This is a genomic window from Maricaulis sp., from assembly GCF_030149425.1.
Lineage (GTDB): Bacteria > Pseudomonadota > Alphaproteobacteria > Caulobacterales > Maricaulaceae > Maricaulis.
In genome coordinates this window covers 1-22,764 of record NZ_JASBRQ010000059.1, presented here as the reverse complement: position 1 = coordinate 22,764, position 22,764 = coordinate 1, and the positions used below count along the sequence as shown (strand labels likewise).

General features: G+C 62.0%; 17 protein-coding genes. 9 read left to right on the top strand and 8 right to left on the bottom strand.

The window, feature by feature from the left end:
- Positions 1-2: 2 nt before the first annotated feature.
- A complete protein-coding gene (locus Q1V57_RS10305) occupies positions 3-1,142 on the bottom strand; it encodes a PLP-dependent transferase (RefSeq protein WP_300530275.1) in 1,140 nt (379 codons plus the stop codon).
- The gene (locus Q1V57_RS10300; RefSeq protein WP_300530273.1) at positions 1,139-2,089 is read right to left on the bottom strand and encodes an alpha/beta fold hydrolase; all 951 of its coding nucleotides are present in this window, start codon (positions 2,087-2,089) and stop codon (positions 1,139-1,141) included. The genes Q1V57_RS10305 and Q1V57_RS10300 overlap by 4 nt, the downstream gene beginning before the upstream one ends.
- Positions 2,090-2,555: 466 nt before the next feature.
- Here Q1V57_RS10300 and Q1V57_RS10295 point away from each other — a divergent pair, with 466 nt between their 5' ends.
- Together Q1V57_RS10295 and Q1V57_RS10290 are read left to right on the top strand one after the other, a co-directional pair.
- The gene (locus Q1V57_RS10295) at positions 2,556-2,861 is read left to right on the top strand and encodes an STAS domain-containing protein (protein WP_300530272.1); all 306 of its coding nucleotides are present in this window, start codon (positions 2,556-2,558) and stop codon (positions 2,859-2,861) included.
- 68 nt (positions 2,862-2,929) lie between these two features.
- Positions 2,930-4,723: an ATP-binding protein gene (locus tag Q1V57_RS10290; protein WP_300530270.1), complete on the top strand. Its 1,794-nt coding sequence runs from the start codon at positions 2,930-2,932 to the stop codon at positions 4,721-4,723.
- Positions 4,724-4,744: 21 nt separating this feature from the next.
- Here Q1V57_RS10290 and Q1V57_RS10285 read toward each other — a convergent pair whose 3' ends face one another.
- From Q1V57_RS10285 to Q1V57_RS10265, 5 genes are read right to left on the bottom strand one after another with little or no spacing between them, the layout of a single operon-like run.
- On the bottom strand, positions 4,745-6,295 hold the full coding sequence (locus Q1V57_RS10285) for an acetolactate synthase large subunit (protein ID WP_300530268.1): 1,551 nt from the start codon (positions 6,293-6,295) through the stop codon (positions 4,745-4,747).
- A gap of 17 nt (positions 6,296-6,312) precedes the next feature.
- Positions 6,313-7,461: an alpha-hydroxy acid oxidase gene (locus Q1V57_RS10280; protein ID WP_300530266.1), complete on the bottom strand. Its 1,149-nt coding sequence runs from the start codon at positions 7,459-7,461 to the stop codon at positions 6,313-6,315.
- Positions 7,462-7,493: 32 nt separating this feature from the next.
- Positions 7,494-10,628: an efflux RND transporter permease subunit gene (locus Q1V57_RS10275; protein WP_300530265.1), complete on the bottom strand. Its 3,135-nt coding sequence runs from the start codon at positions 10,626-10,628 to the stop codon at positions 7,494-7,496.
- Between the two features lie 10 nt (positions 10,629-10,638).
- Positions 10,639-11,706: an efflux RND transporter periplasmic adaptor subunit gene (locus Q1V57_RS10270; protein WP_300530263.1), complete on the bottom strand. Its 1,068-nt coding sequence runs from the start codon at positions 11,704-11,706 to the stop codon at positions 10,639-10,641.
- Positions 11,703-12,263 carry a TetR/AcrR family transcriptional regulator gene (locus Q1V57_RS10265; protein ID WP_300530261.1) on the bottom strand — a complete coding sequence of 187 codons (561 nt, stop codon included), beginning with the start codon at positions 12,261-12,263 and terminating at the stop codon, positions 11,703-11,705. Before Q1V57_RS10265 ends, Q1V57_RS10270 begins: the two co-directional genes overlap by 4 nt.
- Before the next feature lie 261 nt (positions 12,264-12,524).
- Here Q1V57_RS10265 and Q1V57_RS10260 point away from each other — a divergent pair, with 261 nt between their 5' ends.
- The 5 genes from Q1V57_RS10260 (at position 12,525) to Q1V57_RS10240 (ending at position 18,058) form a co-directional block, all read left to right on the top strand.
- On the top strand, positions 12,525-13,409 hold the full coding sequence (locus Q1V57_RS10260) for a S1/P1 nuclease (protein WP_300530259.1): 885 nt from the start codon (positions 12,525-12,527) through the stop codon (positions 13,407-13,409).
- Between the two features lie 161 nt (positions 13,410-13,570).
- Positions 13,571-14,602, top strand: coding sequence for a hypothetical protein (locus Q1V57_RS10255; RefSeq protein ID WP_300530258.1), 1,032 nt, complete (start codon positions 13,571-13,573; stop codon positions 14,600-14,602).
- Between the two features lie 66 nt (positions 14,603-14,668).
- Positions 14,669-15,139, top strand: coding sequence for a GAF domain-containing protein (locus tag Q1V57_RS10250; RefSeq protein ID WP_300530256.1), 471 nt, complete (start codon positions 14,669-14,671; stop codon positions 15,137-15,139).
- Positions 15,139-15,861: a SprT family zinc-dependent metalloprotease gene (locus Q1V57_RS10245; RefSeq protein ID WP_300530253.1), complete on the top strand. Its 723-nt coding sequence runs from the start codon at positions 15,139-15,141 to the stop codon at positions 15,859-15,861. Before Q1V57_RS10250 ends, Q1V57_RS10245 begins: the two co-directional genes overlap by 1 nt.
- Before the next feature lie 106 nt (positions 15,862-15,967).
- Positions 15,968-18,058, top strand: a complete 2,091-nt coding sequence (locus tag Q1V57_RS10240) for an outer membrane beta-barrel protein (RefSeq protein ID WP_300530251.1) — start codon at positions 15,968-15,970, stop codon at positions 18,056-18,058.
- A 96-nt stretch (positions 18,059-18,154) separates the two neighbouring features.
- On the opposite strand, the gene Q1V57_RS10235 is transcribed toward Q1V57_RS10240, so the two are convergent.
- Complete coding sequence (locus tag Q1V57_RS10235; RefSeq protein ID WP_300530250.1) at positions 18,155-20,407, bottom strand: S9 family peptidase; 2,253 nt, start codon at positions 20,405-20,407, stop codon at positions 18,155-18,157.
- Positions 20,408-20,546: 139 nt separating this feature from the next.
- Between Q1V57_RS10235 and Q1V57_RS10230 the strand changes: the two genes are divergently transcribed.
- Positions 20,547-21,029, top strand: coding sequence for a hypothetical protein (locus tag Q1V57_RS10230; protein WP_300530248.1), 483 nt, complete (start codon positions 20,547-20,549; stop codon positions 21,027-21,029).
- 91 nt (positions 21,030-21,120) lie between these two features.
- Positions 21,121-22,764: energy-dependent translational throttle protein EttA (gene ettA, locus Q1V57_RS10225; RefSeq protein WP_300530246.1), on the top strand; the 1,644-nt coding region annotated here is incomplete at its 3' end.

Genomic DNA, 22,764 nt, shown 5'->3' with positions numbered 1-22,764 from the left:
AGCTAGCCGAGGGCCTGATCGAGGTCGGCGCACAGGTCCTGCGGGCTTTCCAGACCGACCGACAGGCGCACAAGCCCGTTGCCGACCCCGGCTTCAATCCGCGCCTCTGGCGTCATCGCCGCGTGCGTCATCGTTGCCGGGATCGAACACAGGCTCTCCACCCCGCCCAGGGACTGGGCCAGGGTGAAGAGCTGCAGTGTCTGCACGAATTGGCGGGCGGCTTCTGTGCCACCGTCGAGCTCGAGGCTCATCAACGGGCCGAAACCATCCTGCTGACGGGCCGCAATGGCGTGACCGGGGTGATCTTCCAGTCCCGGGTAGTCGACCCGCAGGACTCGGGGGTGGTGGCTGAGATGGCGGGCAATCTCGAGTGCGCTGTCTGACTGCGCCTTGGCGCGGACCGGCAGGGTGCGCAGGCCGCGCAGGGCGAGAAAGGCGTCAAAGGCGCCGCCGACGGCTCCTGCGGCATTGGCCCACCAGGCCAACGCCTCGACATGGCCGGGGTCGCGGGCACAGATCACACCGCCAACCATGTCGGAATGACCATTAATGATCTTGGTCAGGGAATTGATGACGAAGTCGGCGCCGAACTCGGCTGGGCGCTGCAGCGCCGGGGACAATATCGTATTGTCGACCGCCACGAGCGCACCGGCCTTTTTGGCCAGGCTGATGGCAAGGTCCAGATCGGTCAGGCGCAGGCGCGGATTGGATGGCGTTTCAAGGAAAAGCAGAGCGGTGCCCGCGGTTACTGCGCGGCGCAGCGCAGCCGGGTCGGTGCAATCGGCATAGACGAGGTCAAAGCCGCGCTGACCGGCCCGGGCATCGAAAATCCGCCGGGTCCCGCCGTAACAATCATGCGCACAAATGATGCGGGCGCCATTGGGCAGCAGATTGAGAAGGATATCGATCGCCGCCATACCGGAGGCGGTGATCACGGCTCCGGCTGTGCCTTCTAGGGCCGCTAGCGCCTTGGCGAGCTCTGCGCGACCCGGCTGGCCGGTTCGGGCATAGTCGAACTGGCCCGGTTGTGCCGGGTTTTCACGCCGGTAGGCGGCGGATACGTGTACCGGTGCGATAACAGCGCCATGGCCCGGATCGGTATTGATACCTGCGCGCACAGCGCGGGTGCGTGATGTGGTCATGACCGGTCCTTGAGGAATTCATTCACCGGCCCGGCATCCTTGAGGAAGCCGTCATGGCCGTAGAGGCTGTCGATCTCGATGACCTCGGCGCGCACCGCCGTAAGGGCCTGGGCTGTGGCATGGATTTCTGCCGGCGGAACCAGGCGGTCGCTTCGGATCGCCAGAAGCCGCGTCGGGGCACAAATGCGCTCAAGCCCCCCTGCGGGCGCCTGCATGGCGTCGAGCCGGGACAAGTAGCGCTCCGGAGATACAGTGCGGGCATAATCGCTTCCGCGTGCCTGCAGATAGCCCTCCACACCGCGGTCACACCGGTCATCCGGACCGGCCGGGCCAAACCTCTGGGCGAATTCTTCCGGCGTGCGATAGGTGGTCATGGCGAGGCGGCGGGCGATGTCCACCCCGCGTGCGCCAAGGCCGGCATCGAGGGCCAGTTCCAGGATTTCGCGCTGGATCGAGCGCCAGGCCTGGGCCATGGGGTGGATCCCGGCCGCCGCGCAGAGCAGATCGAGACCGGTTACGCGTTGCGGGGCGCGCGCAGCGATCTCCAGCGCTACCGTGCCGCCGAAGCTGGCGCCGATGATGGAGAATTGCTCTATCCCGGCTGCATCAGCCAGGGCCAAGGCGGCGCTGGCCTGGTCTTGCAGCCGCGCGGGTTCTCCCGATGCGCTGCCGAGAAAGTCCATCGACAGGATCTGAACATGATCCGGGTCGAGGGCACCGCCGCGCGCCGCGACGCCTGGCCACCAGCCAGGGCCATGCTCATCGGACAGAACCCGGCGATCAGCCGAGACCCCGCCAAGCACTATTACCGGCGCGGCGTCGGGGTTACCGGCCAGGCGGCCGTGCACAATCGTCGTCGCGGCCTGTCCTGGCAGGTCGATGGTTGTCTGTAAGTCGCGCACAGCGAAACGGGCGGCGGCGGGCGGGATTCTCAGGGCCGGCAGCATCAACACGCCCCGTCGGGCAAGGCGCAAGATGAGACGGGCTGGATCCTGCTTGCCCGCATAATCATGAGAGGAGCCGGGCTCTGGCGTTGGATTGTGGGGTTAGGCATCAAACGTCTCCTCTGTTCTGGATAAGCTTGAAAAGCCCGGAACGAGAAGACAGCACGCCGCAAGGATCCAATCAGGATCGTTTCATATCTACGGCGCTCCGCTTTAGCTGCACTTGTTCCGCGCCCGCAAGCTGAAGCTCAAATCGGCGCACATCGGTATATAAAGATATCTTTATGCTGCGTCCAGTGGATTATTCATGTCTTACGGGCGGACCGAACCGGCGGTGTCCGACCGCCAGGTTTTAAAATTTTACACAAATTTGAAACCACGCCGGAATTGCCGCGTTGGTGAACCGGCACGAGCCGGTTAGATTGGAGCCGGTCGAACCTGAATCGCTTTTCTCTACGGAGCCGTCAGCATGCAATTCATTACCGCGACTGCCGCGAACACGCTGACGGTGAAGCTCTCCGGTACTTTCCGTTTCGATGATCACGAGGTGTTCAAGGGCGCCCTTGATGCCATTGACGGGCTCAGCGGCGACAGTGTCATTTTCGATCTTGCCGATGTCAGCGCCCTCGATTCCGCAGGCGTCGGCATGTTGTTGCTGGCCCATGAGCGCGGCAAGAAGCAGGGCAAGGTCGTCCGGCTTCGCGGTGGCGGACACAATGTTAAACAGGTCCTCGACGTCACCAAGGTCGCCAGCATCATGCCGGTAGAAGACTAGTTTCCCAGTCCTGGTTGGGCTTTTTTAATCATACTCTATTACAACACCCCTAGCGGAGGTTGTATTCAGTGTTCTGGAATCTCGTCGACAAGCTGATTGGGGCTGACCCGGCTGTGGATCTGCAGCGGGCCATCAAGTCCCGTATCGCCTTTACCTTCTCGCTTATCCTGGCTGTGACTGCTGTGATCAATGCGGTCATTCTGTCGGCCACCGGGCAGGGGCGTCCGGGCATGGTCGAGCTGGCACTCCTCAGCGCGGTCAGTGCTTTCGGGGTCGGCATAATCGGGTTGCGGCTGCGCCGGCCAAATCTGGTTCTGGGCTGGATACTGGTATCCTCCTCGGTGATGTTTCTCGCTGTCGCCTGGGCCAATCGCGGCTCTTTCCCGCCGTCTGCGGCCTATGTGCCGGGTATCGTTCTGGGCGCCTACATTGCCTGGGGCTGGCGCGCAGCATTGCTGGCGACCATCCCTGTTGGCGCCTTTTACGCCACCGTTCTCTATGGCGGTTTCAACTATCTCGGCACGGAACTGCAATACGACCCGCAGCTCATGCTGCCGGCCCTGGTTTTTGCCAGCATGCTGTCGACGGTGTGGATCGTCTTTTTCGGGTCCATCCTGCGATCGTCAAACGAGCAAACCGCGGAGATACTGCGCGACCAGAACGAGAAATTACAGCTCGCCCTGGCCAAGGCGGAGGAGGCCAGCCAGGCCAAGTCGGAATTCCTCGCCAATATGGGGCATGAAATCCGTACGCCCCTGAACGGCGTTCTGGGCATGACCAATGTGCTTTTGCACGATGACAGTCTCACCGATGAGCAGCGCGAACGCCTGCAGCTGGTGGATCAGTCCGGCGAGAACCTGCTGGAACTGCTCAATGACATTCTCGATCTGTCCAAGATCGAAGCCAATGCGCTGGAACTCGAGAATGTCGCCTTCGACTTGCGTGAGTTGGTGCAGTCCCTGGCCGCGACCTGGCGCATCCAGGCGGAAGCCAAGGGGTTGAGCTTTGACGAGCGGTTCAGCGGTGTGGACGTCCAGGGCGTCAAGGGCGACCCGGTCCGTATCCGTCAGATCCTCAACAATCTGCTGGGCAATGCCCTCAAATTCACGACCCTGGGCGGGATTTCTGTTTCCGTGGAGCAGACGACGGATGCGGCGGGGGTCGTCACTACGACCTTCTCGGTCGGCGATACCGGCGTTGGCATTCCTACGGACAAGCAGGCCCGGATATTCGACAGCTTCAGCCAGGTCGATAATTCCGTGAAGCGCCAGTATGGCGGGACGGGTCTCGGCCTTGCCATCTGCCGCAAGCTGGTCGACCGTATGGGCGGTGAGATTTCGGTGAAATCGACGCTCGGGGTGGGATCGGTCTTCACCGTGAAGATCCGCAACCAGGCGGTTCAGCGGGTCGAAGAGGAGCCGGAGGCGGTCCCGCTGGAACCGCTTGAGGTCGACAAGTCGCTGCGTCTGCTGCTGGTAGATGATGTCCCGACCAACCTCATCGTTCTGCGGGCCATGCTCGGTCAGGCCATTCGCGGCGGTGACATCGATATCGACACGGCGTCCGGCGGTCGTGAAGCTGTCAACATGGCCTCAGCCAAGCGCTATGACATCATCCTTATGGACGTCCAGATGCCGGAGATGGACGGCGTTACCGCGATGCGGTGTATCCGCGAAAACCGGCGTTCGGGTGCAACCAAGATCGTCGCTGTCACCGCGCTGGCGTCGGAAGACAATCGCCGGGCCCTCAATGAAGAAGGCTTCTCGGATTATCTGCCCAAGCCCATTGAGCCGACCGCCTTGCGGGCAATGTTCATGCGCATGCTCGGCAGTGAGCAGGCCAAGGACCGCCTGGCCTGCTAGGGCAGGCGGTGGTCGCGCGGCCTAGATTTCCGCGACGATCAATTGGGGTCCACCGGCGTCAAGCGCGGCGACCAGAGCCTTGTCGAACTCGCCAGCAGTCCGCGCGCGGCGTCCTGGGACGCCGAAACCTTCGGCCAGCTTGACCCAGTCCATCTTCGGATGATCCAGTGAGAGCATTTGCTGTGCCGCCGGTCCCGGCTCGCCGGCACCGACGCGGGCGAGTTCGAAATTCAGGACCAGATAGGAGTGATTGGCGAAGACGATGTTGATCACATTCTGTTTTTCGCGCGCCTGGGTCCACAGGGCCTGTAGCGTGTAGGCAGCGGCGCCATCGCCGCACAGGGCAAAGACCTGGCGATCCGGGCAAGCCAGCGCGGCGCCGACCGCCTGCGGCATACCTGATCCGATCGCGCCACCGGTCAGGCAGAGCCAGTCATGGCGCGGTCCGGCCTGGGTCCAGGGGAAAACCCCCATACCCGAGGTCGTGGCGTCGTCGCAAATGATCGAGTCTTCCGGCATGTGCCGCATCAGCGACAGACCAACAAATCCGGGATTGAGCTCTGCGTCCGGAATGAGCTTGGGGGCCTGACTGGCTTCAATGCCGGGCACTTTGGCCGGGGTGTCAATCGCTTCGGCGAGAATGATCAGGGCTTCAGTGACTTCGTCAGACGGCCCGCCGACGGAGACGATCTCCGCCTCAGGCGGTGCAAACGTGCCGCGTTCGCCGGGATAGGCGAAGAAACCAACTGGCGCCTTGGTGCCGACAAGAACCAGAAGATCGGCGCCCTCGAGTTCCTTCATCGCTTCGGCACCCAGATAGCTCAGGCGTTTCGGTGCAACGCGGCCGTGTCCGCGTGCGATGCGGGGCACGAAGGTGTCCATGAATAATCTGGCGCCGGTAGCCTCGGCGATCCGTCCGGCCGCTTGCAGACCGTCATCCAGGCAGGCGGTGCCGCCGAGCAGGATGACAGGGGATGAAGCCGCTTCCAGAGCCTTGGCGACCTTGTCGAGCTGATCCAGTGGCACCGCATCAAGATCAGGCATGTCCACTTGCTCAATGACCTGCGGCTCCGCGTCCGACCAAGCGCAATCGGCCGGCAGGACCAAGGTCGCGACACCGCGTTCGGGCCCATAGGCCTGCTTCACCGTCTCGACGGCCATGCGCGAAATATCCTGCGGGGTCTCCACCGTGCCGACCCAGCGCGACATCGGCGCACAGACGCCTTCAATATCCGAGGTCAGCGGCGCGTCGAGTTCGAGATGGGCCCGGGCATGATCGCCGACGATATTGACCACCGGCGCATAGCCGCGGCGGGCATTGTGCAGGTTGGCCAGGCCATTGCCGGCACCCGGGCCGAGGTGCAACAGGGTGCAGGCCGGCTTGCCTGCCATGCGCGCATAACCGTCGGCCGCCCCGGTCGCGACACCCTCGAACAGGCACAGGACAGATTTCATGCCGTCGACACGGTCGAGCGCGGCGACCATGTGCATTTCCGACGTTCCCGGATTTGTGAAACAGGTGTCGACGCCCTGGTTGATCAGGGTGCGCACAAGGCTTTCGGCTGCAAACATGGTCGGTCCTTTGGGAGTTAGAGGGCCGGACGGCGGACCAGGTCCGGCGTCAGATCTTTCAGTCTTATCGCGCCCGTCAGCGCCATGTCGCGCTCCAGGCTGCTTATTAGAAAGTCGAGGGCTTTGCTGACACCGGCTTCGCCCGCGGCGCCCAGCCCGTAGAGATAGGGTCGGCCAACTGCGACAGCGCGGGCGCCGAGTGCGATCGCTTTGATGATATCGGTGCCCCGGCGGATTCCGCCATCGAGAATGATTTCGATCTGATGCCCGACCGCCGCCGCGATATCGGGCAGGGTGTCGATGGTGGCCGGAGCCGTGTCGAGCTGGCGTCCGCCATGATTGGAAATCCACACCGCATCGGCCCCGATATCGACACAGCGCCGGGCATCATCGGCGCGGGCGATGCCCTTGATTGCGAACGGGCCGCCCCAGGCTTCTTTCATCCATTTCGCGTCTTCCCAGCTGACCGTGCGGTCAAACTGGCGGTTGAGATACTGGATAATGCCGTCACCCTGCGGGTCGAGATCGGTGTAGTTCGCCGGCGTGATGGTCGGCGTGGTCAGCATGTCGAACAGGTAGCCCGGGCGGGCCAGGACCTGGCTCACCGTCTGGGCATTGATTTTCGGCGGGATGGTGAAGGCGTTGACGTGATCGCGTTCGCGATTTCCTGCTACGGGCACGTCGACCGTCAGGATCAGACCGGTAAAGCCGGCTGCCCGGGCGCGCTCGAGGGCGGCCTCGACCAGGGCTCGGTCCTTCCAGACATAGACCTGGAACCATTTCGGCCCGTCCGTGATAGTGGCGATATCCTCTATCGAGGTCGAAGCCAGGGTGGACAGGCCATAGATCAGGCCGGCCCTGTTTGCCGCGCGGGCGACAGCGGCTTCACCGCCGCGCGGGCTGAACAGGCGCTGGGCGGCTGTCGGCGTAACGATGATCGGAGCATCGCATGCAGATCCCATGACCGAGGTCTTGAGGTCAATCTCGGAAATATCGACCAGCGCCTTCCAGAGAAGTTTGTAGTCGGCAAAACGTCCGGGATTATCCTTCAGTGTGACTTCGTCATCCGCGCCGCCATCAATATAGTCAAACACCATCCGCGGCAGGCGTTTGCGTGCCAGCATGCGGAGGTCGCCGATATTGTTGACGCGGTCGAGAGCGGACATGGACGGGAAATTTGCGCGCGCCGCGCTCCCGGTCAAGCCGCTGGGGCTTCTGTCATATTTTTAATCGCCTTGACCTCCGCCTGGCGACGCACACCGAAGAAGAGCGCGTAGATGACCGGCACCGCGATCAGCGTCAGCACGGTGGCGAAGGTCAGGCCGCCGATAATGGTGATGGCCATGCCCTGGAAGAAAGCGTCGAACAGCAGCGGTGTCATGCCCAGAACCGTGGTTGAGGCAGCAAGCAGAACCGGTCGCAATCTGGACACCGAGCCATCGCGGACCGCGGCATAGGGATCGCTGCCACGGGCGATGCGCAGATCGATCTCGTCGACCAGCACGATGGCATTCTTGATCAGCATGCCGGACAGGGAGAGCAGGCCCAGAAGGGCTGTGAAGCTGAAGGCAATCTGGGTCACCAGCAAGCCGATCACCACGCCATTGAGCGACATCGGCACGACCGCCCAGATAATCAGCGGCTGGCGCACTTTGGCGAACAGCATGAAGGAGATGGTCAGCATGATAACGATGGTGAAGGGCAATTGGCTGCCCAGTGCCGCATTGGCGTCGCCGGAGCTTTCGAACTCGCCGCCCCATTCCATCGTGTAGCCGTCGGGCAGTTCGATCGCCTCGATTACCGGGCGGAAACGGATAAAGCCCTCCGAAGCCGTCTCGTGCTTGTAGGGATTGGCACGTACGGCAATGGTCCGGACCCGGTCACGGCGCTGGATCAGGGCTTCTTCAGCGCCGAGATCGAAGCGGGAGACGACTTGCGCGATGGGCACATAGGCATTCTGGGCCGGGCTCCAGACCAGGCGGTCGGACAGGTCAGACGTGTCGACCCGCTCGCTCGCCGGGGCGCGGGCGATAATCGGGATCAGCTCCTCGCCTTCCCGGTAGACACCGACACGGGCGCCTTCGGTGGCGAAGACCAGTGCGTTGGCGATGTTCTCGCGGGTCACGCCGATGGTCTGGGCGCGTTCCTCAATCATCACCGGGCGGATCACCGGGGTCAGATTGCGCCAATCGGTCCGGATGTCGACGAGATCGGCTTCGCTGTGCAGCGCGGCCATGGCCTGGTCGGCGAGTTGCCGCAGAACAGCGGTGTCCGGGCCGGCAAAACGGGCTTCCAGCTTGGCGCCGGCGGGCGGGCCGAAGACGATGCGGTCGACCCGGACGGTGATATCGGGATAGCGGTCGCGGACATGGGCGAGAATACGTTCGCCGAGCCCGGGGATGTCGTCCAGGGAGCGCGTCCGCACAATGATCTGGGCATAGGAGGTGGAGGGTTGTTCTGACGCGTAGGTAAGCATGAAACGCGTCGCGCCGCCGCCGATGAAGGTGTTGAACTGAACCGTTTCCGGCTGCTCGCCGACAAAGCGGCCGATGGCCACGGCATTGGCCTCATTGTCGAGAATGTCGGTGCCCTCGGGGTGCTCCAGATTGACGTAGAAGAGCGGTGTATTGGTTTCCGGGAAGAAGGACTGACGCACCTGGCCGAAGCCGGCATAGCAAAGAACGGTAACCACCAGCAGGCCCAGCATGACCAGCCAACGCCGCGCCAACGCGCCTTCCAACAGGCCCCGGAAGACCCGGAACATCAAACCGGAATAGACCTGCGCCTCGTTGAGTGCGTCCGGTTCGGCCCCGGCTGCCTTTTGGCGTTGGGCGGAGAACAGGTGAAAGCCGATCAGCGGAACGACCGTAACGGCCAGTACCCAGCTCAACAGCAGCGAGATGGCGATCACAGCGAACAGGGAGAAGAGGAATTCACCCGTCGCATCGGGGGACAGGCCAATACCGGCAAAGGCCATGATGCCGATAACGGTGGCGCCGAGCAGGGGCCATTGCGTGGATTTCACAGCATTCTCGGCCGCATCCATCCGGCGCTGTCCGCGCATCACCCCAGTCAGCATGCCCTCGGTGACGACGATGGCGTTATCCACCAGCATGCCCATGGCGATGATCAGCGCGCCCAGCGAGATGCGCTCCATCTCGATGGCGAACATGTTCATGAAGAAGATCGTGCCGGCGACAGTCAGGAACAGGACCGAGCCAACCGTCAGTCCGGCGCGCCAACCCATGAACAGGCACAAAACGCCGACCACAATGGCCACCGACATGGCCAGATTGACGAGGAAGTCGTTGATCGAGCGGTCAACCACGACATGCTGCTCATAGATCGGGTGCAGTTCGATACCGAGGGGAAGGTCCGCCTCGATCTCTGCCAGGCGGGCTTCGACCGCATAGCCGACATCGACGATATTGGCAGTCTGTTGACCGGCAATACCGATCGTGAAGGCGTGGGTATTGTTGTGATAGACGATCCGGCCCGGGCGCTCGACTTCGGTGCGCCAGACCGTGGCAATATCCGACAGGCGCAGGGTTTCGCCCGCATTGCGCGGGGTGATCAGCAGGTTCTCGATCGCATCAACGCCGCTCAGCGTCTGCGGAATATCGAGCCGGACATAACGATCCCCCATCGCTGATGAGCCGGCCGAAACGACGGTGTTCTCGCGTCCCAGCTCCGACAGGAGTTGCTCGTAGGACAGGCCTATGCGGGCAAGTTCATCCTGGGCAATCTCGATATAGATGCGCTCTTCCGGCTCACCCTCGACAGATACTTTGGCGACGCCATCGACCACCAGTAGCTCACGCCGCAGTGTCCGCGCGACCGCACGGATACGGTCATTGGAATAGCCCTCGGCGGTCACGGCATAGAACAGTCCGTAAGTGTCTCCGAAATCGTCGAATACGACCGGGTTGCCGGTGCCCGGTGGCAGGCTGGGGACGGTGTCGCGGACCCTGGCCCGGACCTTCGTCCAGATGTCGGGGAGTTCATCGCCGTCGAACGTGTCCTCGATGACGACATGGATTTCCGACATGCCCGGTGAGCTTTCCGAACGGATCTCGCGCACCTCGGCCAATTGCTGCAGCGCGATCTCGAGCCGTTCAGTGACCTCTTCTTCTACCTCCAGTGCCGTGGCGCCGGGATAGGGGGTGAAGATGATCGCCTCCTTGATGGTGAAGGCGGGGTCTTCCAGCCGGCCGACATTATTGAAGCCGTGTAGCCCGCCCAGAAGGCAGAACAGGATGATGATCCAGGTCAGGACCGGTTTTTCGATCGAGATCCGGGCGAGCGAGAGGGCGGCCGAGTTCGCGCTTTGCATGAGAAATGTCCTAGCCGGTGATGGCGCCGTCGATCAGCGGACGTACTGCCATGCCGTCATAAAGGGCCGAGACGCCGGCCGTGACGATTTGCTCGCCGCTGGCCAGCCCTTCAGTTACGGCGACATCATCGCCTTCAATGGCTCCTGTGGTGATGGTCCGCTGGCTGACCCGGCCGGTTTCCGCGTCGAACACATAGACCAGCGGCTCGCTGTCGGCGTTGTAGGTGATGGCGCTGACCGGGATTCGGATCGTACTGGCACCGCGCGTCGGGGCACGGAATTCCGACCAGACCGTCGCCGTCATGCCCGGCAATATATTGGCTTCGATATCGGCCGGCAGGGCCAGGATGGCGCGATAGGTCTGCGAGGCGGCATCGGGCTCGGATACCAGCTCGCGCGGTTCCAGGGCAAAGCGCTGGCCGGGCAGGAAGGAAAACCCTGCCTCGATACGGACCAGATCTTCAGCATCGAAGGTGGCTACCATGTCCTCGGTGACCGGAATGGAGACGCGAAGCTCGCTGACGTCCTGCAGGCGGGCGATCGGCTGGCCCGGGGCAATGATGGTGTAGTTGTCGACCAGGCGGCGCGACACGATGCCGTCAAACGGGGCTTCCAGGCGGGCATATTGCAGATTGCGCTGCGCGTTTTCGAGTGCCACCTCGGCCAGGTCGTACTGCGTCTCGGCCGCATCGCGGGCCGCGGCCGAACTGATGCCGCGGTCAAACAGGGTCTGCTGGCGTTCGTAATCGGTCCGGGCCTGGTCCAATTGAACACTGGCCTGGCGCTCTGCACGCAGGAAATCGGCGAGGTCGAGTTCGGCGATCAGCGTGCCGGTGGTGATGTCGAGGCCTTCGGTAACCGGGAGGTTGGCGAGCTGGCCGCCGACCTGGAAGGCGATATCAACCGTGCGAACGGCTTCAACGCGGCCCACGAATTCATGCTCGGTCTGAGGGCCGCGGTCTTCCACCGTTTCGACCTGGACGAGGCGCGGCGGCGCGGAGCTGTCGACCGCATCCGGGCTGCAGGCCGTCAGGGTCAGGGCCGCAAGCGCGGCGAGGGGCAGGGCATTACGGATCATTGGAACAGGTCCTTGGACATGGCGATCAGCCGGGCCTTCACGGCCGCCCGGTCTTCATCGGAAAATTGCTTGAATTTGATCAGGTCGTTGAAGCTCATACCGTCGATCACCAGCAGCAGGATCAGAGCCTGGATCGGGTCACTTGAGGCGTCGCGGATACGTTCCCAAAGGCGCTGATTGAGCGCTCGGGCGGGGTCGAGCAGATGCGGTTGTTCGGCGCTGGCCGCCAGCAGGGCGACAGGCAGGTCGCTTTCCAGATGGCGTTTATCCGCAATCACCCGCAGCAGGTGCGAGGCGACAGGCTCGCCGGCCTGCTGGGCCGCGGTCTCGGCGGCTTCCAGGTCGTGCTCGATAGTGCCCATCAGGCGCGCCACCATTCCCTCCAGCAGGGCGATCTTGGACGGGAAGTGATAGAGCACGCCGCCCTTGGAAAAACCGCTGCGCGCGACCACCGCATCAATTGTCAGGCGGCCGGCACCTTCCTCGGTCACAACGGCTTCTGCGGCGTCGAGAATGGCTTCGCGGGTATTCGGCTTGGGCGATTGGCTATCGGGCATGCACAGAGACTCCGTTGTTGCAGTGCACATAAACCGTCCAGACGGTACAGTCAAGACCGTCCAGACGGTATAGACCAGGTTTTTCCAAGAAACTGGGTCGGCGGGGATTGGATCTGGAACGCGCCGCCGTCACTAACGCATTAAATCAATGGTTTTATTCGCCCGTATTGCGCGTTGGGGGTCGTAGAGCCTCTGACCCGCTTGCCCTAGAGACTGGCGCATGGGCCTCCCGCCGGGAGTGCGAGATCAAGGGCGATCATCATGTTTGCATGGCGTGTCGTATTGCTGGCCGGCCTGGCGGCGGTCGGGCTTCAGTCTTCTCCTGCAGAAGCCTACGGCCGTGACGGCCACCGCATTGTCTGCGAACTGGCCTATCGCCTGATGACCGACGCAGCCCGCGCTGAGGTCGATCGCCTTATGACCGCTGACCGGATTTACGAAACATTCCCGGAAAGCTGTTCCTGGGCCGATATCGTGCGCGGCACAATCATTCGTGAAAGTGCGCCCTGGCACTATACCGGGCAGGACCGGGATGACCGCACGATTGATGAAGAAGATTGCGCCGAAGAGGGCTGTATCATCAGCGCCATCAACATGCATGCCGAGCAGTTTGCCAACCGGGCCAACGATGTTGAGACGCGGCTGCAGGGCCTGAAATTCCTGGCGCACTGGATTGGCGATATCCATCAGCCGCTACATGTGTCCATTGAGGGCGACCGCGGCGGCAATGACATCCCGGTCCTCTGGCGTGGCGAGCGTTACACCAATCTGCACCGGGTCTGGGATAGCGAGATCATCCTCGACTATATGAGCGAAACCTGGCCCTGGGTGCCTGAGCGCGAGCGCTGGCGCTACTTCATGGAAGAACTCGCGGCGGATATCCCGCTCGCTCATTCCACCGTCTACACCGAGGTTGACCCGATCGCCTGGGCACAGGAGAGCCATGATATCGTGCGCTCACGCGATTTCGGTTATGTCTGGGCCCGTCCGGAAAACACGCTCGAGCCCGGCGATGCCTATTATGAACGCGGTCTGCGGATTAGCCGCCAGCGCCTGCAGCTGGCTGCCGTGCGGCTGGCGGGCGTCATGAATACTTTGACTGAACCGGGAGCGGGCGGCAGCGTGGCGGGCCCGGCCCTCGACTAGGACCACCTGACAGTCGGAGCTGTAGCATCAGCGCCACGCTTGAGCGTTGGCGTCATCACTCACACCCGTATCTGCTTGGCTTTCGCTTGTGGACAGCCTTGAGTTTTGGTTAACATCTACAGGCGTGGCGGCGATTTGAGCCGTGCGAATTAGGGGTTGGCGTGAGCGAGTTCTTGCAAAACTTTGCCGTAGAGCTCGGGGCAGTTGTGCTGTCCGCGGGCCTTTTGGCATGGGCCGCATTCTCGATCTGGCGTCAGCGAGCCCTGGCCTATGCGGATAAGCAGACCATCGACGATCTGCGCTCGAAGCGCTTCGCCAAATACGCCAAGGCCCAGGACGCCTACCAGAAATTCCGCGAAAAGCTGGAGAAGAAGAATAACGGCAATACGGTCATTATCGATCTGATCCATGATCTCGGCGATGATTTCGTCGGCCGTGACAAGGCTGAGCAGCAAATCACTTTCGACGAAGCGTTCGAAGCGGTCGCGGCGATCCGCGGGGCAACGCCGCGGACGCGTATCCTCGTCGTCCTGCATACGCTGGGCGGTTATGCCCGACCAGCCCACATGATTGCGCTGGCGCTGAAACAGCATTTGAAAAAGGCCAAGCGTCACAATCCCAAGCATGACCCGATGGTCATCGCCTATGTGCCGTACGTCGCCATGTCCGGCGGCACAATGATCGCGCTTTCGGCCGATCGTATCACCATGGATGCCACCGCTGCGCTGGGGCCGATCGATACGATCTATGGCGGTTTCCCTTCGGAAGCCTATGAGGACCTGATCGAGCGCAAGGGGGTCGAAGCGACCCAGGACGTGCTGGTCATGCTCGCTCACGAGGCCAAGAAATACGACAAATACGCCGCCAAAGTGGCCCGCCAGATCATCAACAAGGCGCATAAACTGCCCGGCGATGACCCAGACCGCTTGGCCAATTATCTGACCTCTGGCCAGCTTTCCCATTCCGAATCCATCTCGCCGGAACGGGCCGATGAGCTCGGCATCAATGTCTCTACCCGCATCCCCGACGAGGTTTACGGACTGGTGGATGCTCGCATCCGCATGATCCAGACGAAGGTCGAGGACGAAGACCGCAAGGGTGAGGGTGGCAGCGATGGCGGCGAGCCGGAGAAGCCGGAAAAGGCGATTGAGACCATGATCGCGCGCAAGCTCCGGGTCTCGCCGCGGCTGTGATCAGGCCTTGAATCCTGCTCGCGAAACGCCACTTTGGCGTCGCACAATCCAGCCATTGGAAAACCTATGTCCAGCAAAGCCGAACAGTATGAAGAGGTCCGCAAGCAGATCCGGTCCGTCGTGACCGGTGAGACCAGCGAGACCGCCCGCTACGCCACTGCCGCCTGCCTGTTGCGGGAGATGTTCGGTGAGCGTTTCTTCTGGACCGGTTTTTACGTCGTTGATCCGGCCAAGGCACGCGAGCTCGTTGTCGGCCCATATCAGGGCACGATGGGGTGTTTGCGCATTCCCTTCGGTAAGGGGGTATGCGGTGCGGCGGCAGAAACCGGCGAAACCCAGCTGGTTGAAGACGTCCATGCCTTCCCGGGTCATATCGCGTGCGACAGCCGCTCCAATTCCGAGATCGTTGTTCCTGTCATGGGCCGCGACGGTAAGCTAGCCGCCGTGCTGGATGTGGACTCGACCGAATTCGGCGCGTTCGACACGGTTGATCAGGCCGGGCTGGAAGCGATCTGTGCGGACTTGCTGACCGCTTAGTGGATCGCCGTGAGGTCATCCTCGAGGGCCGGCCGGTCGCCTACGCCCTTAAGCGCTCCCGGCGCCGCACTATCGGTTTTGTCATTGATGAAGACGGATTGCGGATCACCGCTCCGCAATATGTTGCGGAAGCGGAGGTCGAGCGGGCGCTGGAGGCCAAGGCGGGCTGGATACTGGCCAAGCTGGACAAATGGGCGGCCCGGCCGAGAGCACCAGAACTCAGCTTCGTGAGCGGAGAGCATTTGCCCTGGCTCGGGCAGATGCGCGAATTGATAGTTGAGGAACGTGGCGTGCGCACACGTACCGCTCTGCAGGGCGGGGCGATCCGCATTTCGATCGATCCGGAACTCTCCGGCGAGCTGCGCCGCTCAACCATTCGCAATGGGCTGGTGCGGCTTTACAAGCGCGAGGGTGAGGCCGTGATGGCGCCCAAAACTCAAGCCTATGCGGACCTGCTGGGCCGTCGTTTGCGCAAGGTGGTTATCCGGGAGCAGAAATCGCGCTGGGGCTCTTGCGCTTCGGACGGCACGATCCGTCTCAACTGGCGTCTGATGGGCTTCCCGGTCGAGGTGATCGACTATGTCTGCGCCCATGAGGCCGCGCATCTCGTCCACCCGAACCATTCGCGCGACTTCTGGAACACGGTTGAAGCAATCTGCCCCGACTGGAAGGTTCAGCGCGACTATATGCGGTTGAATTCTAACAGCCACGTATACTTCTGACTGAAGTGTAACGCTTGCGAATAATTCGCGGTAATCCGAAAGGCGTCATGACCGGGCTCTAGACGCGCCGTGCGGGGCGGTGCGGTATCAGTTCGGGAATTTCATCGTGAAATCATTCAAGCAGGCGGCCGCCATCGGTCTGACCTCTCTTCTGCTGTCGGGCACGGCAGTGGCCCAGACCAGTACCCATGACGGCGCTGTCCTGGTGTTTGCGCCGACCTATTTCAGCGCTTTCAATCCGGTCACCGCGCTGGACATGGTGCGTCAGGTGCCCGGCTTCTCCATCGATAATGGCGAACATGTGCGCGGCCTGGCCGACACGTTTGCCAATGTGCTGGTGGATGGCGAGCGCCAGAGCACCAAGTCAGAGAGCATCAATGATATTCTGTCACGGATCCCGGTCGAGAATATCGAACGCGTCGAGCTGGTGCGCGAAGCTGTGCCCGGGGTCGATATGCGCGGCCAGACTCGCGTCGCCAACATCGTCCTGCGCGAAGATCAGAGCAGCCGCTCGACCACCGCTCTTTTGGCCGGGATTTATTGGGCGGGCGCCGATCGCGTGACGCCCACCGGCAATATCTCCACGACCTGGGACCAGGGTAATACCCGCTTCACCCTGGCGGCCGGGCTGGACACCAATGCGGCGCCCTATATCCGCGATGAATGGCTCTATGATGCGAACGGAAATCTCATCGAAAGCCGGGATGAGCGCACCGCCCGTGATGTCGTCTCGCCGCGTCTGAGCGGCTCGATCAATACCGATTTCGACAATGGTGCCCGTCTCAACCTGTCGCTTTCGGCCAACCAGTACCTGTCCGATACGCTCGACACCTCTGTCGTCACGGACGCCGCTGGTGACAGCTTGCGCACCGAGATCTTCGAGACGGATTACGAAGACACGATGTGGGAAGGCACGCTGACCTATGAGCATCCACTCGGCGAAAACCTGTCGGGCCAGCTGGTTCTGCTCAACCAGCAGAGCGATAGCAGCTCGGATGAGGAATATCTGCGCGCCACAGCCTCTGGCAATCGCAACACCACCTTCTTCAATAATGATGTTGAAAGCGGCGAGCGGGCTGTACGTGGAACGCTGACCTGGGAGATGAATGATCGCCATTCCTTCGAGTTCGGTGCCGAGAGTGCTTTCAACTATCTCGAAAACAGCCTCTTGATCTCGGTCGCCGCGGGATCGACCCAGCCGACGCAATTGCCGGTATCCAATACCCGTATCGAGGAAGAACGGTCCGAGTTGTTTGCCTCGCATGTCTGGCGCCCGATGGATAATGTCACTGTGGAATCCGGTTTCCGCTTCGAGCGTTCGACCATCTCCCAGACCGGTGACGCTGCGCGTGAGCGTAGTTTCAATTATCCCAAACCGTCGGTCACGCTGACCTGGAACTCCGGTGAAAACACGCAATGGGTGTTCGGCCTGGAGCGTGAGGTTGGCCAGCTCTCCTTCGGTGCCTTTGCCTCCTCAATTGACCCGACCGATGATGTCATCCTGATCGGTAATCCGGAGCTGGAGCCGGAGAAAACCTGGCGCGCCCAAGCGCAATGGGAGCATCGCTGGAATGGCGAGGGCAGCCTCAGTGTGACCCTGACGCATGAAGAGGTTGAGGACGTCCGCGATGCCCAGCCGGTGACGATCGTTACCGATGCGGGTGCCGTGCCGCCGACGACCACGACGTTTGATGCGCCGGGCAATATCGGCGATGGCCGCCGCACCTATCTGCAGATCGATACGGCCATTCCGCTTGATGATTACGGTCTTGGCGATAGCCGCCTCAATCTCTCGGCCTTCCTGCGCGATACCGAGGTGACCGACCCGACCACGGGCGAAAAGCGCCGCTTCCAGGGTAATGAGGACTGGCGTTTCTCGGCCAACTTCCGCCAGAACCTGACCGAGCGGTCCATGTCCTGGGGTTGGAGCGCGAGTTTCCTGGGCGATGAGGATCGCTACCGTTTTGACGAGATCTACGAATTCGGGCGCGATCCGCGCTTCGATGTCTGGGTAGAGACCACGGCCTATCTTGGCGCGACCATTCGCCTGTCCTGGCAGGACCTGACGGCCCAGAACATGGAGCGCGAGCGCCGCTTCTTCTCCGATGCCCGTGATGTCGGCACGCTGGAGGCGATCGAGCGGCGTGAGCAGGATCTCGGCGGTTTTGTCGTCCTGCAGGCTCGCAAGACCTTCTAACCGGGCAGGCCCGGCGAACCGGGTGCGTCCCGGTCAGACCAAGAAAAAGGCCGGTCCCTTGCGGGACCGGCCTTGATCATTGGGGCTGGGCATTGCCTAGCCGTCGTCTTTCAGATGGCGGTCGAAATAATCGAAGATATCGGTCCACAAATGCACCTGTCGGTCCTCGCCACGCACACCGTGACGTTGACCCGGATAGGTCATCATTTCGAACTCATAGCGGCGTTCCTGCATGTCGGCATAGAGCCGCACGGAGTTGGCGAAGATGACATTGTCGTCGGCCATGCCATGGATCAGGAAGAGCGGCGTCTCGTAATTGTCGAGATGGGCAAAGGCAGAGCCCTGCTCATAGCCTTCCGGATTATCCTGCGGTGTATCCATGTAGCGCTCGGTATAGGCGGTGTCATAGAGCGCCCAGTCGGTCACCGGTGCACCAGCAACACCGGCAGCGAATTCACCCGGCGCCTGCAGCGTGGTCATGATCGTCATATAGCCGCCATAAGACCAACCCCACAGACCGACACGATCCGCGTCGACATAGTCCAGGCTCTTGAGGAATTGCAGGCCCAGAAGCTGGTCCTCGACCTCGGCCTGTCCCATGCGGCGATTGAGATGGGCTTCGAAATCGCGCCCGCGGTTATAGGCGCCGCGATTATCGATGGCGAAATAGACATAGCCGCGCTGGGCGAAGAGCTGGGCGCGCGTGCCCTGCCAGCCACGGTGTACGACCTGCGCATGCGGGCCGCCATAGACGTATTGCACGGCCGGATAGGTCCGCGACGGATCGAAGTCTGCCGGCAGGTAGAGATAATAGTGCAGCTCGGTGCCGTCCGCGGCGGTCAGCGTGCCGTATTGCGGCTCGATATGAGCGTCAGCGAACTCGAAATAGGGATGCCCCTCGACGAGCGCATTTTCCTCGATCCAGTTCAGGCGGGTGCCGTCAATGCCGTACAGCCCGGTCTGCGGCGGTGTCGTCGGGTTCTGATAGCTGCCGATAAACGCCGTGGTCGTGGAGTTGAACGTGCCCGACCAGCGGCCTTCGCCGGCGGTGATCTGGGTCGGGGCGGCGGATCCGTCCAGCGGTACCGAATAGAGGTGCCGCTCGAGCGGGGTCTGCATCCAGCCGGTGAAGTAGACGAGACCATTTTCCTGATCGATGGCGTTGAGATTATTGACAACCCACTCGCCCGAAGTGACCTCATTGATCACGCTGCCATCGGCTGCGAGATGGCGGATGTGGCGGAAGCCACCCGGCGTGTCCTCGGTCGTGAGGATGACGCTGCCATCTTCCAGCGTACGGAAGTCATCACTGATATTGATCCAGACATCGGTGGTCTCGGTATACCAGTCTTCCGCAGTGCCGCTTTGCGGATCAACGGCAAGGACCGTCAGCGCGTCTTGCGGGCGATTGAGCACCTGGACATAGGCCCTGGAACTGTCGGACGCCCAGTTGATGCGGGCGAGATAGTTCTCGTCCGTATCGGCCAGATAGACCTGGCGGCGGCTGCCGGTTTCCAGGTTGAGCATGAAGAGCTCAACGCGGGCATTATTGCGGCCCGCGCGCGGATAGCGCTGGTCGACTACGTTGGCAGAACCATCGGTGGCGATTTCCAGGCGCTGGATATTGTCGACCGGGCTTTCATCGACGCGGGCAACGGCGATGTACTGCTCGTCGGGCGACCACCAGTAACCGGTGCGGCGCGAGAGTTCTTCCTGTGAAACAAACTCGGCCATGCCCCAGGAGACCAGACCGCCGCCGGTCGTCGTCAGGGCACGCTCTTCGCCGGTCTCCAGATTGGTGATGAACAGGTTCTGGTCGCGGATAAAAGAGACGTAATTGCCCTGCGGGGAGATGCGGGCATCGGTCTCAAACGCCTCGGTCTCCATAATGCGGGTGGCGTCGCCGCTTTCCACATCGACATAGAAAACATCGCCATCGATCGGCACCAGGATGGCGTCACCCTGTCGATCCCACTGGTAGCGGACAATGCCGGTCGAGGAGATGCGGGCGCGCTCGCGCAATTGCCGCTCTGCCTCGGTCAGCTCACGTTCCTCCGGCGCCAGCACCCGGCTGTCGACCAGCATGTAAGGCTCGCCGCCTTCTGCATCCATTGCCCAAAGGTCGAGTACGGTGCGGTCTTCTTCCTTGGCCCGCAGGAAAGTCACCCGCGATCCGTCCGGTGAAAAGGTGAGGGCCCGCGGGCTCGGTCCGGTCAGGGACGGGCTGGCAAAAGCACGCTCAATGGACAGCGCCGGCTCCGGTGCCGGGGCCGGCACAGTGGTTTCCGGCTGACAGGCAGCAAGACCGGCGAGCGCAAGCGCCAGCGGCGCAGCAAGAACAGGTTTCATGAATTCCCCAAGCTCAGTAAGAATAACGTCTCTCCCGGGGGAGTCCTTAGCGCAGCCAGCGTCAGGGCACCAGTCGGGGTGCCAGACTTGTCAATTCGCCAGGACGCCAACTCTGGCGGCCCGGGCCCCGCCGCAACCCGTGAGTAGCCTTTCAACCATGCCGCTGCACCAGCGCATTTTCTATGGCCTCAGTCTCATCATCACAGTGGGGGGATTGCTCTATTCGCTGGAATGGATGGTGGTCGATATCGGTGTGCGCCTGGGGGTCTGGCCGCGTGAGGGGGAGTTCGACGCCTATGCCTTCACCGAAACGCTCAGCATCTGGAACGATATCGGATTCTACACGGCGATTATTATGGGGCTGGCGGCGCTTATCCTGCTGATCCGCCGCCGTGCCTTGGCTCTCCCGGCCTATGTATTGGCGCTATTGGGCGGGCTGACGGACTGGGTCGCGCTGACCGGCAACCCTTTCTTCGATGGCGGTTTGGACGCGTTATTCCTGTTTCCGGCCCAGCTGATCAACGCCATCATCATGGTCTTCCTGGTGCATTGGGGCGTGCTGACCTGGACCGGAAGCCTGCAGCGCGGCTTTGGGCGCATATTTTCCCTGCTGCGTCGCTAGCGCCCGCACCCGCCCCATTGCTCTTGCGCCCGCGCTCCGCTAAACGGGGCGGCCTTTCGCATTCCCCCGCTACGCAAAGAGATTCGACGCCATGTCCGCCTATCAATACGTCTACCATATGGACAAGCTGTCCAAGACCTATCCGGGTGCTTCCAAACCGGTCTTCCAGGACATCTCCCTGCACTTCCTGCCCGACGCCAAGATCGGCGTGGTCGGCGTCAATGGTGCGGGTAAGTCGACCCTGCTGAAGATCATGGCCGGCATGGACACGGACTTTACCGGCGAGGCCTGGGCGGAAAAGGGCGTCAAGGTCGGCTACCTGCCGCAGGAGCCGCAGCTCGATGAGAGCAAGACGGTGTGGGAAAACGTCATTGAAGGCTCCGAGCTGAAAAAGCTCGTCGACGACTTCAACGCTGTCTCCATCAAGCTGGCCGAGGACTATTCCGACGAGCTCATGGCGGAGATGACCGAGCTGCAGGAAAAGATCGACGCGTCCGACGCCTGGGACATCGATAGCAAGATCGAAATGGCCATGGACGCGCTACGCTGCCCGCCGTCCGATTGGGCCGTGACCGATCTCTCTGGTGGTGAACGTCGCCGCGTGGCGCTGTGCCGCCTGCTGCTGTCCGAGCCGCACATGCTGCTGCTCGACGAACCGACCAACCACCTCGACGCGGAAAGCGTGCAGTGGCTGCAGCACTATCTGGAAGAGTTCAAGGGCGCTGTCCTGGTCGTCACCCACGACCGCTACTTCCTCGACACTATCACCACCTGGACGCTCGAACTCGATCGTGGCCGCGGCGTGCCCTACCAGGGCAATTATTCCGCCTGGCTGGAGCAAAAGGCCAAGCGTCTGGAGCAGGAAAGCCGCGAAGCCGGCTCCAAGCAAAAGGCGCTGGCGCGCGAGCTCGAATGGATCCGCTCCTCGCCGAAAGCCCGCCAGGCCAAGTCCAAGGCGCGTATCAAATCCTACGAGGAAATGCGCGACGCGGCCGAGCGCCAGGAAATCTCAACCGCACAGATCACCATCCCGCCGGGCCCGCGTCTCGGCGGTGTCGTGGTCGAGGTGGAAAACCTCAAGAAGGGTTTCGAGGACAAGCTCCTCGTTGACGGCCTGTCCTTCAAACTGCCGCCGGGCGGCATTGTCGGCGTCATCGGTCCGAACGGTGCGGGTAAGTCCACCCTGTTCAAGATGATCACCGGTCAGGAAAATCCCGACGAAGGTTCGATCCGTGTCGGTGAGACGGTCAAGCTGGGCTATGTCGACCAGTCGCGCGACCATCTCGATGCCAACAAGACCGTCTGGGAAGAGATCTCCGGCGGCAATGACATGATCGAGCTGGGCGGCAAGGAAGTTCCGTCGCGCGCCTATGTCGGCACCTTCAACTTCAAGGGCGGCGACCAGCAGAAGAAGGTTGGCCTGCTCTCCGGTGGTGAGCGCAACCGCGTCCACCTCGCCAAGATGCTGCAGACCGGCGGCAACCTTCTCCTTCTCGACGAACCGACCAACGATCTCGACGTCGAAACGCTGGCGGCCCTGGAGCAGGCGCTGGAGAATTATCCCGGCTGTGCCGTGGTCATCTCGCACGACCGCTTCTTCCTCGACCGCCTCGCCACCCACATCCTCGCCTTTGAAGGCGACAGCCATGTGGAATGGTTCGAGGGCAATTTCGAAGACTATATCGAAGACAAGAAACGCCGCCTGGGCCCGGATGCGGACATGCCCAAGCGCATC

Bases quoted from the DNA above. Each gene is read 5' to 3' on its own strand.
- Q1V57_RS10305 (WP_300530275.1), bottom strand. From the start codon at position 1,142: ATGACCACATCACGCACCCGCGCTGTGCGCGCAGGTATCAATACCGAT.
- Q1V57_RS10300 (WP_300530273.1), bottom strand. From the start codon at position 2,089: ATGCTGCCGGCCCTGAGAATCCCGCCCGCCGCCGCCCGTTTCGCTGTG.
- Q1V57_RS10295 (WP_300530272.1), top strand. From the start codon at position 2,556: ATGCAATTCATTACCGCGACTGCCGCGAACACGCTGACGGTGAAGCTC.
- Q1V57_RS10285 (WP_300530268.1), bottom strand. From the start codon at position 6,295: ATGTTTGCAGCCGAAAGCCTTGTGCGCACCCTGATCAACCAGGGCGTC.
- Q1V57_RS10280 (WP_300530266.1), bottom strand. From the start codon at position 7,461: ATGTCCGCTCTCGACCGCGTCAACAATATCGGCGACCTCCGCATGCTG.
- Q1V57_RS10275 (WP_300530265.1), bottom strand. From the start codon at position 10,628: ATGCAAAGCGCGAACTCGGCCGCCCTCTCGCTCGCCCGGATCTCGATC.
- Q1V57_RS10270 (WP_300530263.1), bottom strand. From the start codon at position 11,706: ATGATCCGTAATGCCCTGCCCCTCGCCGCGCTTGCGGCCCTGACCCTG.
- Q1V57_RS10265 (WP_300530261.1), bottom strand. From the start codon at position 12,263: ATGCCCGATAGCCAATCGCCCAAGCCGAATACCCGCGAAGCCATTCTC.
- Q1V57_RS10260 (WP_300530259.1), top strand. From the start codon at position 12,525: ATGTTTGCATGGCGTGTCGTATTGCTGGCCGGCCTGGCGGCGGTCGGG.
- Q1V57_RS10250 (WP_300530256.1), top strand. From the start codon at position 14,669: ATGTCCAGCAAAGCCGAACAGTATGAAGAGGTCCGCAAGCAGATCCGG.
- Q1V57_RS10235 (WP_300530250.1), bottom strand. From the start codon at position 20,407: ATGAAACCTGTTCTTGCTGCGCCGCTGGCGCTTGCGCTCGCCGGTCTT.